The 16,363-nt window shown below is 72.7% G+C and carries 12 protein-coding genes; 8 read left to right on the forward strand and 4 right to left on the reverse strand.

Annotation, left to right across the window (positions count from 1 at the left end; translation table 11 throughout):
- Nucleotides 1-6 precede the first annotated feature (6 nt).
- The 4 genes from VK611_02330 to VK611_02345 all read left to right on the forward strand — a co-directional run bounded on the left by VK611_02330 (nucleotide 7) and on the right by VK611_02345 (nucleotide 3,317).
- Nucleotides 7-690 carry a peptidoglycan recognition family protein gene (locus VK611_02330; protein HMG40128.1) on the forward strand — a complete coding sequence of 228 codons (684 nt, stop codon included), beginning with the start codon at nucleotides 7-9 and terminating at the stop codon, nucleotides 688-690.
- A 76-nt stretch (nucleotides 691-766) separates the two neighbouring features.
- Nucleotides 767-1,537 (forward strand): Fe-S cluster assembly ATPase SufC, encoded by a 771-nt coding sequence (gene sufC, locus VK611_02335; GenBank protein ID HMG40129.1) that lies wholly within the window; start codon nucleotides 767-769, stop codon nucleotides 1,535-1,537.
- Nucleotides 1,528-2,796: a SufS family cysteine desulfurase gene (locus VK611_02340; protein ID HMG40130.1), complete on the forward strand. Its 1,269-nt coding sequence runs from the start codon at nucleotides 1,528-1,530 to the stop codon at nucleotides 2,794-2,796. The genes sufC and VK611_02340 overlap by 10 nt, the downstream gene beginning before the upstream one ends.
- Before the next feature lie 20 nt (nucleotides 2,797-2,816).
- Entirely contained in the window at nucleotides 2,817-3,317 is a 501-nt protein-coding gene (locus tag VK611_02345; GenBank protein HMG40131.1) for an SUF system NifU family Fe-S cluster assembly protein, read from the forward strand.
- A gap of 461 nt (nucleotides 3,318-3,778) precedes the next feature.
- Here the strand turns inward: VK611_02345 and VK611_02350 are convergent, their stop codons facing one another.
- On the reverse strand, nucleotides 3,779-4,063 hold the full coding sequence (locus VK611_02350) for a 4a-hydroxytetrahydrobiopterin dehydratase (GenBank protein ID HMG40132.1): 285 nt from the start codon (nucleotides 4,061-4,063) through the stop codon (nucleotides 3,779-3,781).
- 63 nt (nucleotides 4,064-4,126) lie between these two features.
- Here VK611_02350 and VK611_02355 point away from each other — a divergent pair, with 63 nt between their 5' ends.
- Genes VK611_02355 through VK611_02365 form a run of 3 tightly spaced genes read left to right on the forward strand, consistent with a single transcriptional unit; the run spans nucleotide 4,127 to nucleotide 8,310 of the window.
- Nucleotides 4,127-5,317 (forward strand): PQQ-binding-like beta-propeller repeat protein, encoded by a 1,191-nt coding sequence (locus VK611_02355; GenBank protein ID HMG40133.1) that lies wholly within the window; start codon nucleotides 4,127-4,129, stop codon nucleotides 5,315-5,317.
- Nucleotides 5,318-5,353: 36 nt separating this feature from the next.
- Nucleotides 5,354-6,757, forward strand: a complete 1,404-nt coding sequence (locus VK611_02360) for an FAD-binding oxidoreductase (GenBank protein HMG40134.1) — start codon at nucleotides 5,354-5,356, stop codon at nucleotides 6,755-6,757.
- Nucleotides 6,754-8,310: an acetolactate synthase large subunit gene (locus VK611_02365; protein ID HMG40135.1), complete on the forward strand. Its 1,557-nt coding sequence runs from the start codon at nucleotides 6,754-6,756 to the stop codon at nucleotides 8,308-8,310. The genes VK611_02360 and VK611_02365 overlap by 4 nt, the downstream gene beginning before the upstream one ends.
- A gap of 13 nt (nucleotides 8,311-8,323) precedes the next feature.
- On the opposite strand, the gene VK611_02370 is transcribed toward VK611_02365, so the two are convergent.
- Together VK611_02370 and VK611_02375 are read right to left on the reverse strand one after the other, a co-directional pair.
- Nucleotides 8,324-8,836 carry a hypothetical protein gene (locus tag VK611_02370; GenBank protein ID HMG40136.1) on the reverse strand — a complete coding sequence of 171 codons (513 nt, stop codon included), beginning with the start codon at nucleotides 8,834-8,836 and terminating at the stop codon, nucleotides 8,324-8,326.
- Nucleotides 8,833-9,147 carry a YciI family protein gene (locus tag VK611_02375; protein HMG40137.1) on the reverse strand — a complete coding sequence of 105 codons (315 nt, stop codon included), beginning with the start codon at nucleotides 9,145-9,147 and terminating at the stop codon, nucleotides 8,833-8,835. The genes VK611_02370 and VK611_02375 overlap by 4 nt, the downstream gene beginning before the upstream one ends.
- Nucleotides 9,148-9,309: 162 nt before the next feature.
- Here VK611_02375 and VK611_02380 point away from each other — a divergent pair, with 162 nt between their 5' ends.
- Nucleotides 9,310-12,627 (forward strand): AAA family ATPase, encoded by a 3,318-nt coding sequence (locus VK611_02380; protein ID HMG40138.1) that lies wholly within the window; start codon nucleotides 9,310-9,312, stop codon nucleotides 12,625-12,627.
- Here VK611_02380 and VK611_02385 read toward each other — a convergent pair.
- Nucleotides 12,617-16,189, reverse strand: coding sequence for an alpha/beta fold hydrolase (locus VK611_02385; protein ID HMG40139.1), 3,573 nt, complete (start codon nucleotides 16,187-16,189; stop codon nucleotides 12,617-12,619). The two genes, VK611_02380 and VK611_02385, sit on opposite strands and share 11 nt — an antisense overlap.
- Between the last annotated feature and the right edge of the window lie 174 nt (nucleotides 16,190-16,363).

Genomic DNA, 16,363 nt, shown 5'->3' on the forward strand with positions numbered 1-16,363 from the left:
ACGCCCATGCGACGAGGCTTCACGATCCACCACAACGGTCCCCCGGCCGACTGCCTCGGTCAGCCGCACTCCCGCTGCGTCGCCTTCTGGGCCGGGGTCAAGCGCTTCCACACCGCCGAGCCGCCCCGCGGCAACGGCTGGTCGGACATCGCCTACAGCTTCGGCATCTGCCCCCACGGCGAGCGGCTGGTGGGCCGCGGCTGGGACAAGCGGCAGTTCGCCAACGGCTCCGACGACGTGGGCGCCGACGACGGCGGCGACTCGGAGTGGTACACGGTCCTCACCTTCATCGGCGGCGACGTCTCCACCCGCGACGAGGAGAAGCCGCCACCCAAGATGGTCGCGGCCACCGCCGCCCTCATCGGCGAGGGCCGCAGGACCGGACGCTGCGGCGACCGCGTCACGCCCCACAACTTCTGGAAGAAGAAGCCCTGCCCGGGGCCGGTGTTCACCGCCCTGGCCCGGGAGTGGGACAACCGACCGCTCCCGACCAACTTCGAAGTCCAAGAACCGGAGGAACCCGAGATGCTCATCATCGACAGCCCCGGCCGACCCGCCCTGGTCGTCGGCCTCGGCGGCGTCAAGACGATCAACCCCGCCCAGCGCAACGCGCTGCGGGCCATCGGCGTCGAACCCAAGCAGGTCGACGGCGCGACCTCGGACGCGCTGCTGTCGCTCCAGGACGACTAGCAGGCCCCCGACGGAGCCGTAGGTCACACCCGCGAGCTATTTCTCCTATCCGCGTAGTGCGAATAGAATGCCCCGCATGCCTGAGCCCGTGACAGAGCCGTCGCCTGAGCTCTTCGCTGTCCAGAACCTGCACGTCCGGGTCGCCGGGACCGACAACGAGATCCTCCGCGGCGTCGACCTCGCCATCGGCGCGGGCGAGCTGCACGCCCTGATGGGGCCCAACGGGTCGGGCAAGTCGACCCTGGCCAACGCCCTGCTCGCCAGCCCCGAGTACGAGGTCACCGACGGGCGCATCCTGTTCCGGGGCGAGGACGTCACCGACTGGGACACCGAGGTCCTCGGCAAGGCCGGCATCTTCCTGGCCTTCCAGTACCCGCAGACCATCCAGGGCGTGTCGGTGATCAACTTCCTCCGCCAGGCGCTGTCGGCCCGCAAGGGCATCGACCTCTCGGTCCTCGAGCTGCGCCTGGCGATCATGGAGTGGATGGAGCGCCTCGACATGGATCCGGCGTTCGCCGACCGGTACCTCAACGAGGGCTTCTCGGGCGGCGAGAAGAAACGCAACGAGATCCTCCAGATGGCCATCCTCGAGCCCGAGGTGGCGATCCTCGACGAGACCGACTCCGGCCTCGACATCGACGCGCTCAAGGTGGTCGCCCGAGGCGTCGAGGAGGTCCGCAAGGACCGGCCCGAGCTGGGCATCCTGGCCATCACCCACTACCAGCGGCTGCTCGACTACCTGCAGCCCGACGTGGTCCACATCCTGATCGACGGACGGATCGTCGCCTCGGGCGGTCCGGAGCTGGCGAAGCAGCTCGAAGCGGAGGGTTACGAGGCATGGCGTTGAACCACACCCCCGGAGCGGCCGACGTGCCCGAGCTCGACGTCCCTACCATCCGCAAGAAGTTCCCCATCCTCGACCAGCAGATGAACGGCCACCGCCTCGTCTACGTCGACTCGGCGTCGTCGTCGCAGAAGCCGGCGTCGGTCATCGACGCCATGAGCCGCTACTACGAGACCACCCACGCCAACGTGCACCGCGGCGTCTACGCCATCGCCGAGGAGGCCACCCGCCTCTACGAGCAGGCCCGCACCAAGGTGGCCCGCTTCGTCGGCGCCCCCTCCCCCAACGGCGTGATCTTCACCAAGAACGTCACCGAGGCCATCAACCTGGTGGCGTACTCGTGGGGCCGGGCCAACCTGCAGGCCGGCGACGCCATCCTGCTCACCGAGATGGAGCACCACGCCAACCTGGTGCCGTGGCTGATCCTGGCCCAGGAGCGGGGCGTCGAGCTCCGGTACCTGCCGGTCACCGACGACTACCAGCTCGACCTGACCGAACTCGACCGCCTCGTCGACGGCGTGAAGCTGGTCTCGGTCACCGCCATGTCGAACGTGCTCGGCACGCTCACGCCGCTCGACCGCCTGGTCGACGCCGCCCACGCCGCCGGCGCGCTGATCCTGGTCGACGGCGCCCAATACGTCCCCCACCTGCCCACCGACGTGCAGGCCCTCGACGTCGACTTCTTCGGCTTCACCGGCCACAAGATGCTCGGGCCGACCGGCATCGGCGTGCTGTGGGCCCGCGAGGAGCTGCTGGAGGCCATGCCGGCGTTCCTCGGCGGCGGCGAGATGATCCGCGACGTGCGGCTCGACGGCTGGACGCCCAACGACCTTCCCTGGAAGTTCGAGGCCGGCACGCCACCGATCGCCGAGGCCGTGGGCCTGGCCGTGGCGGTCGACGAGCTGACCGCCATCGGTATGGACGCCGTGCGGGCCCACGAGGTGTCGCTGACGGGGTACGCCCTGCGCACGCTCACCGAGCGCTTCGGCGACGACCTCGCCATCCACGGTCCCTCCGAGCCGTCGCAGCGAGGCGGCGTCGTGTCGATGCAGCTGGGTGACATCCACGCGCACGACGTCTCGCAGGTGCTCGACCAGCACGGTGTGTGCGTGCGGGCCGGGCACCACTGCGCCAAGCCGCTGATGCGGCGTCTCGGCGTCAACGCCACGGCCCGGGCGTCGTTCTACGTGTACAACGACACGGACGACGTCGACGCACTGGCCGACGCGCTCGCAGCGACGCGAGACTTCTTCGCCATCTAGTCCGGAAGGAACCCCAGCGCATGCCCGGTCTCGAAGATCTCTACCGCGAGATCATCCTCGACCACTATCGCAACCCACGGAACCGGGGTGAGCTCCCCGTGCCGCCCAGCACCCGGGTGGAGGGGTTCAACCCGCTGTGCGGCGACGAGATCGTGGTCTACCTCGAGGTCGATCCCGACACCGACACCGTGAGCGACCTGCGCATCGATGGGCAGGGCTGCTCGATCAGCCAGTCGTCGGCGTCGATGATGTCGGCGGCGGTGAAGGGCAGGACGCTCGACGAGGTGCGGGCGCTCTCCCGGGCGTTCAAGGCGATGATGTCGATCCACGAGCAGGCGCTCGACGACGGGTCCGACGGCGCCGACGCCACCACGGCCGACGACCTGGAGATCCACGAGGACGTGAAGCTCGGCGACCTGGAGGCTCTCCGCGGGGTCGTGAAGTTCCCGGTCCGCATCAAGTGCGCGACCCTCTCGTGGAACACCCTGCTCCAGGGCCTCGAGGAGACCGCCAAGCCGTAACGCCGCCGATCCCCCAACCTCCGCCCGGGACACCGCGCTTCGGGGCGGAACGGGGGAAGCATGCGGAGGATCTCTGGACCGCGGAGCTGGGCGCGGCGATCAGCGTCGCCCCTGCCGTCGCCGGCGACACGATCCTGGTGGCGGCCGACGACGGGCGGCTGGTGGCGCTCCCCGCGGCCGGCTGCGGCGCCCCGACCTGCACGCCGGGGTGGGAGGCGTCGGTGGGTGGCACGCCCGCGACGGCGCCGGTGGTCGGTGGCGAGGTGGTGTACGTCGCCACCACGGCGGGCGACGTGGCCGCCTTCCCGCTCGGCGGCTGCGCGTCGCCACCGCCGTGCGCGCCGCTGACCACGGTCTCGGCCGGCAGCCGGGTCACGGGTGGCACGCCCGCGACGGCCGGGTGGTGGTCGGCACGGAGGACGGCCGCCTGGTCGCCTTCGGACTCCCGGGGTAACCGCCCGCTACTCGCCGAGGGCGCTGTTGACGGCGGCGGCGAGGGCGAAGCACTGCTCGGTGATGCCGCCCTCGGCGTGGCTGGAGATGTCGATCACCACCCGGTTCCAGCTGTTCGACCAGTCGGGGTGGTGGTTCAGCTTCTCGGCATGGATGGCGACCATGGTCATGAAGCCGAAGGCCTCCACGAAGTTGCGGAGCTCGATCTCCCGGTGGAGCCGACCGTCGGCGAGCCCCCAGCCCGGCACTTCGACCAGGCGGGCCTCGGCTTCGTCGTGACTGAGGCGTGTCATGCCAGATCCTTGCCCCGCCGGCACGGGATAGATTCCTGCCCGAGGCGAACCAGGGGGAAAGCGATGCGCAGGTTCTGGGGGATTCTGGGCGTGGCCGCGCTCGCCACGTCGTTGGGCGGCTGCTGGCTCCAGCAGGGGTTCGACGCGGGGCACACCCGCTACAACCCCGACGAGACGGCGATCACCAGCGCCAACGTCGACCAGGTCGTGCAGCTGTGGTCGGCCGACACGGGTGACGTACCCGTCACGTGGCCGCTGTCGGTGAACGGGTGGGTCTTCGCGGTCTCCCCGACCGACGGGACGTCGGGGAACCGCATCATCGGGGTCGACGCCGCCACCGGCGCGATCGCCTGGGACACCACGCACTCCGTGTCGGGGTGGCAAATGGGCGCTCCCGTGTACCTCGACGGCAACGTCGTCGTGCCCTACGGCTACCTCCGGGTCGGCGGCTACGCCTTCGTCGAGGCGACGACGGGCGCCATCGTCGACGACCGGGGGCAGTCGAGCGGCACGTGGGGCAGCGCCGTGGTCGACGGCGAGCTCGTCACCACGGGCTCCTTCTACGGCTCGGTCATCCCGATCCCCTACAGCGCCTCGATCTACGGGCCGTGCACCGCGTCCATCGCCGGCGTCATGCCCAACTCCCCACCGCCGCCGCGGACCGACTTCGCCTACGTCGGCACCGACGTCATGTGGAACTCGGGTACGCGTGCACAGGGTTTCGTCGGCTGCGACCCCGAGACCGGGCAGTACACCACGACGTGGCTCACCGAGCTGGGCGGCCAGCCCACCGGCGTGGTCGCCGTCGGCGACGACGACGTCGCCTACACCGACGCGACCGGCACCCTCACGGTGCTCGACTCGAGCACGGGAGCTGTCCTCTGGACCGCCGAGCTGGGTGGCTCCCCCGCCGCACCGGCCGTCGCCGAGGGACAACTGTTCGCCACGACCGGCGACAACCGGCTGGTCGTGCTCAACGCCGCCACCGGGGCCGTGCAGTGGGAGGCCGCGCTCGGCGAGGGCGGCAGGGCCACCGTGGCCGGCGACGTCGTGTACGTGACGCAGGTCGCCGGCGACACGATCCTCGCCTTCGCCCGTGCCGGCTGCGGTGCCGCGACCTGCACCCCGTTGACGACGATCACCGTCGGCGGCGACATGACGAGCGACCCCATCGTCGACGACGGGCGCCTGGTGGTCGGCACCACCGACGGCCGCATCGTCGCCTACGGGCTTCCCGACGATTACTCCGGGTAGGGTCTCGCTCCACCGATCCAGCGACCGGGGGATGCGATGGGACTCGACCAAGCCGAGCTGACGCCGTTGTTCGAGAAGGTCGTCGGAGCCGGCAACGTGCTCGCCGGCGACGCCGCCAGCGACGACTACAGCCACGACGAGGCCCTCACCACCCCGCCCGTCGCTCCGGCCGCCGTGGTGCTCCCGGCGACGACCGAGGAGGTCGCCGCGGTCCTCCGGCTGGCCGACGAGCACCGCATCCCCGTGACCGCCCGCGGTGCCGGCACCGGCATGTCGGGCGCCTGCGTCCCCCAGGCCGACGGCATCGTCGTGTCCTTCGAGCGCATGAACCACGTGCTGGAGGTCGACGAGGAGAACTACGTCGCCGTGGTCGAGCCGGGCGTGCAGCTCGACCAGCTCGACGCCGTGCTCGCCCCGCTCGGCCTCGTCTACCCGGTGTTCCCCGGCGAGTACTCGGCCAGCCTGGGCGGCAACGTGAGCACCAACGCCGGCGGCATGCGGGCCGTGAAGTACGGCGTCACCCGCCAGCACGTGCTGGGCCTCGACGCCGTGCTGCCGTCGGGCGAGGTGATCCAGTGCGGCGGCAAGATCGTGAAGGTCTCCACCGGCTACGACCTCACCCAGCTCGTCGTCGGCTCCGAGGGCACGCTCGCCCTGGTCACCAAGGCCTACCTCAAGCTCTATCCCCGCCCGGCCCACGGCGCCACCGTGCTCGCGCCCTTCACCACGCTCGACGAGGTGACCAACGCGGTGCCGAAGATCGTGGCCAGCGGCGTCGGCCCGCTCATCCTCGAGTACATCGACATGCTGACGATGGCCGCCATGTCGTCGCACCTCGGGCTGGAGCTGGGCATCCCCGACGACGTGAAGGAGCGGGCCTTCGCCTACCTGGTGGTCGGGCTGGAGAGCACCCACGCCGACCGCCTGGACGAGGATGCCCAGACGGTCAGCGAGCTGATCGCCGAGCTGGGCGCCATCGACGTGTACGTGCTGCCGCCCGCCGCCGCCACCCAGCTCATCGACGCCCGCGAGAAGGCGTTCTGGGTGGCCAAGGCCAGCGGCGCCGACGACATCATCGACGTGGTCGTGCCCCGGGCCAGCGTCCCGGAGTTCATGCAGAAGGTGGGCGAGATCGCGTCCGCCAACGGCGCCTGGATCGCCGGCTGCGGCCATGCCGGCGACGGGAACGTCCACATGGCGGTGTTCCAGAAGGACGAGGAGGCGCGCCACCGGGTGATGACCGAGCTGTTCCGGACGGGCATGGACCTGGGCGGTGCGATCTCCGGGGAGCACGGGCTCGGGCGGGCCAAGAAGGGGTACTTCCTCGAACTGGAGGATCCCGCCAAGATCGCCCTGATGCGCCGCATCAAGACCGCCTTCGACCCCAACGGGATCCTCAACCCCGGCACGATCTTCGACGACGAGGAGTATCACGCATGAACGGTGCCCAGGCCCTGATCCGCACCCTGGTGGCGAGCGGGGTCGACACCTGCTTCGCCAACCCGGGCACGTCGGAGATGCACTTCGTCGCCGCGCTCGACACCGTCCCCGAGATGCAGGGCGTGCTGGCGCTGTTCGAGGGCGTCGCCACCGGTGCCGCCGACGGCTACGCCCGCATGTCCGGCCGGCCGGCCGCCACCCTGCTGCACCTCGGCCCGGGCCTGGGCAACGGCCTCGCCAACCTCCACAACGCCCGCAAGGGGCATGTGCCGATCGTCAACGTCGTCGGCGACCACGCCACCTACCACAAGCACTACGACGCCCAGCTGGAGTCCGACATCGAGACCGTGGCCCGCAACGTGTCGCCGTGGATCCGCACGTCGGCGTCGTCGGCCGACGTGGGGCGCGACGCCGCCGAGGCCGTCGCCGCCGCCGTCGGTCCGCCGGGCGAGGTGGCCACGCTGATCCTGCCGGCCGACGTGAGCTGGCTCGACGGGGGCGAGGTGGCCGACCCGGTGGCGCCCCGGGCCCGGGCGGAGGTCGACGGCGACGTGGTCGACGCCGTGGCCAAGGCGCTGCGCTCGGGTGAGCCGACGGCGTTCCTGCTGGGCGGGGCGGCCCTGGTCGAGCCGGCGCTGCTGGCCGCCAGCCGGGCCGCCAACGCGGCCGGGGCGAAGCTGCTGGCCGAGACGTTCCCCACCCGCGTCGAGCGGGGCGCCGGCCTGCCGGGGGTCGAGCGGATCGCCTACCTGGCCGAGTTCGCGGCCATGCAGCTGGGTGGCCTGCGCCACCTGGTGGTGGTCGACAGCAAGGCGCCGGTGAGCTTCTTCGCCTACCCGGGCAAGGACAGCTACCTGGTGCCCGACGGCTGCGAGGTGCACGTGCTGGCCGAGGGCCACCACGACGTCACCGGTGCCCTGGAGGCCCTCGCGGAAGCGGTGGGCGCTCCGGCCGACGGTGCCGTGCTGCAGCCGTCGATGCTCCCCGGCACGCCGTCCGGGCCCCTGACCCCCGACGCCATCGCCCAGGCCATCGGGGCGCTGCTGCCGGAGGGGGCGATCGTGTCGGACGAGGCCAACACGTCGGGCCTGTCGATCCCCGGCCACACCGCAGGCTCGCCCCGGCACGACTGGCTGTGCCTCACCGGTGGGGCGATCGGCCAGGGCATGCCGGTGGCGACCGGTGCCGCCGTCGCCTGCCCGGACCGCAAGGTGCTGAGCCTGCAGGCCGACGGCAGCGCCCTCTACACCCTCCAGTCGCTGTGGACCCAGGCCCGCCACGGGCTCGACGTGGTCACGATCCTCTACAACAACCGGTCGTACGCGGTGCTCAACATGGAGCTCAACCGGGTCGGCGCCGAGGCGCCCGGTCCCAAGGCGAAGGCCCTGCTCGACCTCTCGGGCCCCGACATCGACTTCGTGTCGCTGTCCCAGGGACTCGGCGTCCCCGCCACCCGCGCCACCACGGCCGACGAGCTCTCCGACCAGCTCGCCCGAGCCCTCGCCACCGAAGGCCCCACCCTCATCGAGGCGATGGTCCCCTCGATCATGTAGGCGGTCGCTCCGGTCAGGTGGCGACCAGGGCCTCCCAGTCGGGGATCGCGTCGAGGACAGGTTGCACGTAGGCGTCGACGACCTCCGCGGGCGCCTCGTTGGCGCCGCCGCACACCGAGAAGGAGGTGTCGGCCAGGGTCTCGCCGCGGTCCGTGATCTCGAGGGACCGGCTGGTGCCACCGTCACAGCCGCCGTCGTCCTCGACGTCGAGGTCGGCGACGGTTCCGCCGTCGGACACCAGGTCGTCCCAGACGTCGGCGGGCAGGGGCGCGGTGACGTCCTCGATCACGTCGCCGTAGCTGTCGACCACCGCGCGGACCTCGGTCGCGTCGATCGTCAGGGTGTAGCTGCGGTGGAACTCCGGCGGCACCGACGCGTCGCCGAACTCGTAGGTGATCGAGGCCTCGTCGCTGAGCGTGACGTCGTCGCCGTCGTCGGCACCGTCGTCGTCGCCGCACGCCGCGGCGACGCCCACGAGGCCGATGATGGCGAGGACGAGTGCCAGCCTCGCCGTCGTCGCCGTCACCCCGGAGCGCTCCCGGGGAGGGTGAACCAGGGGCCCGTGCGGCCGTGGGTGATGTCGATCTGTCGCCAGATGTCGTGGACCTTGTAGGGCTCGTCGTCGAGCCAGGCTTCGACGTCGGCACGGGTGGGGAGGTCGACCACCATCACCGAGCCGATCATCCGCTCGGCGTCGTTCAGCAGGGCGACCGCGAACAGGAGCGTGCCCAGCTCCACCATCTTCTCGCAGCGGGCCATGTGCTCCGGCCGCACCGCGATCCGACGCTCGCGCGCACCGTCGTCGTCATGGTCATGGGCGATCACCACGAACTGCATCGCCCGACCATGCCCCAGCCGGCACCGGGGGTGCACGTTTCACGGGCAAATGCTTGACCTGAGGGTCGAGGTGTGGCGAGGGTAAGGGCCGTCCCCGCGATCGAACGGGCGCCGGCTGGTGGAGGCGCGTACAGTCAGAAGCCGCTGGCGGAGAGAACGACCTTGTCCGATGTCCTGACGTTCCTTCTCATCGAACTCCCCCCGGACGACTCCCACGTCACGGGTGTCGCGCCTGCTGCCGTGGTGCAGGAGGCCGTCCGGGCGGCGGGCGGGACCGTCACCGACGAGGGCGCCGGAGCCGGCGGCGACGCGACGGGCGCGCACACCGCCGTCTTCCACATCGCCAGCGGCGCCGCGCTGGCCGCGGTGCAGGTCGCCCGCACCCTCGCCGCCGCCCCGCCCCGCATGGCGCTGTGCACCGGCGACGCCGACGCCCGCTCCACCCTCGGCGGCGCCGCCCGCCAGCGCGCCGGAGCCCTGCTGCGCCTGACGCAACGCCGGCAGATCCTGGTCACGGCGTCGACAGCGGTGATGGCGAGCCCGGCGCTGCCCCGCCAGGCCGAGCTGGTCGACTGCGGCGTCCGCGCCCTCGACCCCACCCGTCCGCCCGAGCGCATCTACGAGCTGCGCCCCGGCTCGCTGGACCCCGGCGACCTCGCCACCACCCACGACGACGACCTCACCAGCTCCAACCTCGAATGGGCCCGCCGCGCCGCCCACGGCCCGGTGCTCGGCCGCGAGGACCCGCTCGCCGCGCTCGAAGCCGCCTGGCAGGCAACCCTGCACGGCAAGCGTCGCACGGTCGTGCTCTCCGGCGAGGGCGGCATCGGCAAGACCACCGTCGCCGCCGAGCTGGCCCTGCGCCTCCACGCCGAGGGCGCCCTCGTGCTCTACGGCCGCTGGGATCCCGAGCCCCTCGCCCCCTACCAGGCCATGCGGGAAGCACTGGGCTCCTACGCCAGCGCCTGCCCCACGCCCCGCCTGCGCATCGACCTCGACGGCTGGGGCGACGAGCTGTCCCGCCTGCTGCCCGACGTCGGGGCCCGGGTCGGCGGCGTCCGCTCCCCGCTGCGGGGCGACCCCGAGAGCGAGCGCCTGCGCCTGTTCGAGGCCATCGAGACCTGGCTGGACCGCCTGGCCAGCCGCCGCGGCCTGCTGGTGGTGCTCGACGACCTGCACTGGGCCGAGCGCTCGTCGTGGCTGCTGCTCGACCACCTGCGCCACTCCCCCGGCACCGCCCCCCGGATGATCCTCACGACCCTGCGCGAGGGCGAGGCCGGCGCCGACAGCTTCGAGCGCGACAGCGAGGGCCTCGAGCACGTGCGCCTCGGCGGGCTCGACGAGGCCGTGGTGGCCCAGCTCGTGGAGCAGACCCTCGGCCACACCGGCGGCCCGCTCGACGACGACCTGGTCACGTGGCTCACCGACGGGACCGCCGGCAACCCGCTGTTCGTCCAGGAGGTGCTGCGGGGCGTCGGCCGCAGCGACGACACGAGCCGGGCGCTGCGGGCGGCCCGTGATGCCGTCCCCGGAAGGTTGGCCGACGTGGTGGCCTGGCGGCTCAAGCAGCTCCCGGCCGCCACGAGCAGCCTCCTGGCCGACGCCGCCCTGATCGGCCCGACCTTCGACCTCGACCTGCTGGCCAGCGCCCGGGCGGCGACGCCGATCTCCCTGCAGGCCGCCCTGGACGACGGCGTCCGGACGGGTCTGCTGCAGGCCCGTGAGCCCGGGGGCTCGCGCTACGCCTTCACCCACGACCTGGTGCGCCGCGCCCTCCAGGAGACCCGTGAGGGCAGCGAGAGCGCGTCGCTGCACCGTCGCATCGCCACCGCCCTCGCCAACCGGGCGCTGGCCGGCGGCGAGGTGATCGCCGCCGAGGTGGCCCACCACCACCTGCTCGGCGCCGACTACCAGACCATCGGCCCCGCGGTCCGCTGGGCCCGCAACGCCGCCGAGGCCGCCCGCCGGGAGACCGCCTTCGAGACCGCGGTCAACCTGCTCGGCCGGGCCATCGACGCCCACGACCGGTTCTACGGCATCGCCCACCTGCTCGCCGAGCCCGAGGCGCAGGACCTGGTCGGCAGCACGATCGAGGACGACGTCGCCCTGGCCTGCGAGCTGCGCCTGGAGCTGGCCGAGGCCCACGACCGCGCCGGCGAGTTCACCGCCCGCGACGAGCGCCACATGGAGGCCGCCGAGCTGGCCCGGCGCCTCGACCGCACCGACCTGTTCGTGCGCGCCGCCCTCGGCTTCGGCGGCATCCTGCCTGCCGCCGCACCCCCGAACCCCGACGCCAGCGGCCTGCTCGCCGAGGCTCTCGAGCGCATGCCCACCAGCGACAGCCGCTCCCGGGCCATCGCCCTGGCCCGCTACGCCCAGGTGCAGAACCTGGTCGCCCCCTATCCCGAGCGCCGGGCCCAGTCCGACGAGGCCGTCGCCATGGCCCGCCGGATCGACGCACCCGTCGTGCTGGCCCAGGTGCTGATGGCCCGCTGCCTCACCCTCGACGGCCCCGAGGACGCCGAGGAGCAGGTCGCCGTCGGCGAGGAGATCACCCGCCTGGGCGAGCGCACCGCGGATCCCGAGCTGGTCCTCCAGGGTGCCCGCGCCCGCATGCCGGCGCTCATCAACCTGGCGTGCCAGGACGAGGCCAGCGCCCTGGCCGAGACCTTCGCCCGCCTCGCCGACCAGGTCCGCCACCCCGACCACCTGCGGCTGGCCCGCATGTGGCGGATCATGCGGACCGGGCTCGACGGCCGCTACATCGAGGCCGAGGCCCAGGCCGACCAACTGCTCGACGAGCTCCTCGCCGCCGGCCACGTGCAGGGCGTCGGCATCCACTTCGTCCAGACGTTCGGCGGCCGCTGGCTTCACGGCGACCTCGAGCGCAGCCGCCCCGCCCTGGAAGCCATGAAGATGGTCTTCCCCAGCTCCATCCGCTTCTGGGCCATCTCGCTGTGGCTCGACATGTTCTCCGGCGAGGACGAGCGGGCCCGGGCCGAGCTGGCTGCCGCCGACCCCCGCCAGGTCCGTGAGCTGCCCTGGGACTACTTCTGGTGGCCGACGGTGCTGGCGTGGACCGTCGTGGCCACCCAGGGCGCCACCGTCGGGCAGGCCGACCGCGAGTGGGCCGCCGAGCTCTACGACGCCATGGAGCCCTACCGCGGCCGCAACTGCGCCCTCGGCTACGCGGCCTACGGCGGCGCCGTCGACCACTACCTCGGCACCCTCGCGACCGTCCTCGACCGCCACGACGAGGCCGTCACCCTGCTCGAGTCCGGGCTCGCCCGGCACCGCGAGCTCGAGGCCGTCGAGCTCACCGCCCTCTCCACCCGCTGGCTGGCCCACGCCCTGGCGGCCCGTGCCGGCCCCGACGACGTCGAGCGCGCCGGCCGCCTGCTCGACGAGAGCCTGGCCGCCGAGCGCGAGCTGGGCCTCCACGGGCTGCCGCCCGCGGCGGAGCTGCCGCTCAGCCGTTGAAGCGGTCGAGGTGGGCCGACAACAGCGGGAACACGTCGCGCGCCGCGTTGCGGCCGATCAGCGCGTCGAGGTGGGCGTAGTCGGGCAGCACCAGCCGCTCGTAGAGCTTGGGGTCGTTGGCCTGCTGCAGCCAGCGCAGCGTCCGCAGGCTGCCCTCCGGGTGGAAGATCTGGTTGTGGGCGCCCTGCACCAGCAGCAGCGGCAGGCCCAGCCGCTCGGGATGGGCCCGGTAGACGTCGGCGCCCGCGGCGTCGAGCACGCCGCGGCGCTGGGTGACGTCGGCGAAGTGCTGGAACGTCGCCAGGTTGCCGACGCCGAACAGCTCGTCGAGCAGGTCGTGGGTGGCGTCGTCGAGCTGCTCGTGCCGATGGGTGCAGCCGTACATGGCGTTCACCCAGCGGCACACGGCCTTGCCGCAGCGCTCGTCGGACGCGATCGGCACCACCCGCAACAGCGTGTCGAGCACGGAGTTCGGCACCGTCGGCCCGCGCAGCGGCTGCACCCGCTGCAGGCCGAGCGCTGCGGCGATCTTCGGGATGCGCAGCGCCGCCTTGGTCTGGTTCAGCAGCGAGCTGGCGGTGTGCAGCGTGAACTGCATGCACACGCCCGACCGCACGCCGTCGAGACCGGAGGCCAGCGCCATCAGCAGCGTCGCCGACCCGACGCAGTGGCCCAGCGCCTGCACGCTGCCGGCCCCGGTCACCCGCAGGACCTCGGCCACGGCGGTCGGCCAGTCCTCGGTGGCGATGTCGTCGAGGTTGAACTGGCTCTTCGACGACTCGAGGTCGATGCTGGCGCGGTAGTCGAACAGCCAGACGTCGTAGCCCCGGGCCACCAGGTGCTCGGTGAGGTTGGTCTCGACGGTGCTGAGCAGGAACGACGTGGCCGACATGCCGAAGCCCCCCGCCAGCAGCACCGGGCCCCGCCGGCCGCCCTCGAACCGGGTGAGGCGCAGCCAGGCGTCGTCGCCGAGGTCGTTGCCCTCGTGCCAGCGCCCCGATCCGTCGCACCAGCGGGGCTCGGCCTGCGGGAGCCGCAGCTTCCGGCTCCCGTCGCCGGTGAGCGTGAGCGGCGTGCGCTTGGCGCCAGGCAGGTGGGGCAGGACGTCGTCGAGCGGGCCGCCGTACACCTTGAGCAGCGACTTCAGGAACGTGACGCTGAAGCGGCCCTGCCAGCGGGCCCGCTCCCAGCGGCTCGCCACGCCGCCCACCCGCATGGTGGTCATCTGGCGGGCGAAGTCGCCGGGGCCCAGGTGCATCACGCCGGTGGCGACCAGGCGGCCGGGTGCGCGCTCGTCGGTGACGGCGACGTACATGGTGGTGGTGTCGCCCCAGGCGTCGAGGCCGGCCCGGTCGTGGAGCACCTTCGTGCCCTCGAACCGGTAGCGCCGGCCGTCCACGGCGACGAGGCGCATCGAGTAGCGCATCAGCCAGCTGTCGACGTGGGTCTTGTCCTCGGCGACCAGCTGGAAGTGGCCGTCGACCACCACCAGCCGGTGGGGCGACAGCAGCGGGGCGACCACCGTGCCCGCAAGGGTGCCGGGCCGCGAGGGGTCGTCGAGCAGGGCGGGCAGGTCGTCGACGCCCACGCTCAGCACGAACTCGACCGTCGAGCCGTCGGCCCGGCCCCGGTCGGCCCCGGCCCGTCCGGCGGCCAGCAGGTCCTCGCGGTCGACCGGCAGCGGCGTCTCGACCGGGCCGAGGTGGCCCCGCATCCGCTCCGTGAACCGCAGGCTCGGGGTGGGCGTGGGCGCCCCCGGCGACCCGGGCTGCGACGCCGTGGATGACGGGCGCCTCGCGCGCGACGTGATGAACGGTGTCACCGCCTCCAGCCACGAGTCGTCGGGGGCGCGCTCGCCGTAGTCGACCTCCACCAGCGGTTCGAGCTCGAGCTCGACGAGGCCGGCGGTCGCCACCAGGTCGTCGACCAGCAGGTCAGCGGCCCGCTCGGCCAGCGCCGAGATCGTGAGCAGCGGGTTCACCGCCAGCGGCCGAGGCACGATCGACCCGTCGACCACCGACAGGCCCTCGTGCAACGCGGTGCCGTCGCCGTCGAACACCCGGCCCCGGTGGTCGACCACGCCGGTGCCGGCATCGTCGCCCATGGGGCAACCGCCGAGGGGGTGCACCGTGATCAGCGAGTCGTGGAACATCGGGGTGGAGAACGGGTTGCGCACCAGCTTGGCGTTCAGCGCCTTGCTGGCGGTCGTGAGGGCAGCCTCGCCCCGGTCGAACACCGGCTCGTCGCCGGCGCCGGTCCACTCGACGTCGACGCCGTCGCCCCCGTCGTAGGTGAGGCGGCCCTCGCCACCGTCGTCGCCCATGACCAGGTAGGTGAGGGTCCGCTGCAGGGCACCCGACGACGTCCGCAGCCGGGTGACCACCCGGCGCAGGAAGCTGAACGGGCCACCCGCCCTGCCCGTCTCGGCGGCGAAAGCGAACGCGGCGGGCAGCACCGTACGGAGTGCACCCGGCAGGGCGCCTTCCTCGACGAGCAGCTCGCCACGCGGCCCGTCGGGGATGCGCACCATGCCGGTGATGCACGGTCCGACCTCGGTGTCGGGCGTCGGGGGACGGCGCCCGAGACCGAGGCCTCGCACGGGGGCGTCAGCGTCGTAGGCGAACGCGAGGGCGTCGCCGTTGCCGCTGAACCCGTGGCCCAGCCGAGGGGAGACGGCCAGGCCTTCCGTGCGGGAACGAAACAGGATCTCCGTCGAGCCGAGGGCGCCCGCCGCCAGCACGACGTTGTCGGCGTGGACGAACAGCGACGGGGCGTCGCCGAAGCGGCCCCGCCGGTCGGCCACCGAGTCGAATGACACCCGCCAACGACCGCCGCTCGACGGGCGGGCCGGCAGCACCGTGCGGACCTCCGCCTCGGTGAAGACGTGCGCCCCGTGCTGCACGGCGTGGGGCAGGTAGTTGGTGTTCACGGTTCGCTTCGCGCCGTAGTTGCAACCGGTGACGCAGTCGCCGCAGAGCTGGCAGCTGCCCGGGTCGTCCCGGCGGCCGAACTGCACCGTCACCGGCGCGCGCTCCACCGTGACGCCCAGCGACTCGGCGGCCGTGCCGAGCGCACGGAGCTTGGTCGGCGTCGGCCACTCGCCGCCGGGCTCGGGGTAGCGGGAGACGCCCAGCATGTGCTCGGCCCGGGTCAGGTAGGGGTCGAGCACCTCGCCCTGCTTGTGCAGCTCGGCGGGCCAGCGCTCGTCGTCGAACACCCAGGCCGGCGGGCGCAGGGCGACCCCGGCGTTGATCAGCGACGTGCCGCCCAGCCCGCAGCCGACCAGCACGCTCACGTCGTGGCCGGCGTGGAGGTCGAAGAGGCCGGTGCGCGAGCCGTGACGACGGCCCCGCCGGCGCCACTGGATCTGGCGGATCGCGTCGCGCAGCGTGTCGGGGAAGTCGCCGGGGTGCAGCTCGCGGCCCCGCTCGAGGATGCACACCGAGTGCCCGGCCGCCGCCAGCCGGGCGGCCATGATCGCACCGCCGTAGCCGGAGCCCACCACGACCACGTCGTAGCGGGCCTCGAGGCGGTCGAGGGTGGAAGACAGGCGCGGTGGCATGTGGGTCGCAGGGTGGCGTTTGCGTGCGCGACCGTCAAACGGTGTCCCGCGACCAGCACCGGCCGTGTCGCTGCGCAGTGTCGTGTCGGTCACCAGGTCGCTCCTTCCCCAGACTGGGCTAGTGGGCCGGCCCCGCCGCAGGCCGGCCCACCGCCGCGGTGTCCAGGAACCGGT

The organism is Acidimicrobiales bacterium, assembly GCA_035316325.1.
In the GTDB taxonomy this organism is placed as follows: domain Bacteria; phylum Actinomycetota; class Acidimicrobiia; order Acidimicrobiales; family VFJN01; genus DASXTK01.